The 334-nt window shown below is 52.1% G+C and carries 1 rRNA gene; it reads left to right on the top strand.

The annotated features are described in order from the left end of the window. Positions 1-334, top strand: a 23S ribosomal RNA gene (locus KJS58_RS25125); the annotation flags it as partial.

Genomic DNA, 334 nt, shown 5'->3' with positions numbered 1-334 from the left:
ATCCGGTGAAATTTTAATACCTGTGAAGATGCAGGTTACCCGCGACAAGACGGAAAGACCCCATGGAGCTTTACTGCAGCTTGATATTGGATTTGGGTACGATCTGTACAGGATAGGTGGGAGCCTAGGAAGCATGAGCGCCAGCTTGTGTGGAGGCAACGTTGGGATACCACCCTGATCGTATCTAGGTTCTAACTTGGTACCGTGATCCGGTGCGAGGACAGTGTCAGGTGGGCAGTTTGACTGGGGCGGTCGCCTCCTAAAGAGTAACGGAGGCGCCCAAAGGTTCCCTCAGAATGGTTGGAAATCATTCGCAGAGTGTAAAGGCACAAGG

Source organism: Paenibacillus sp. J45TS6 (genome assembly GCF_018403285.1).
Classification (GTDB): Bacteria; Bacillota; Bacilli; order Paenibacillales; family Paenibacillaceae; genus Paenibacillus.
Note: the sequence above shows the minus strand (reverse complement) of the source record. Positions and strands in the feature narration are given on the sequence as shown.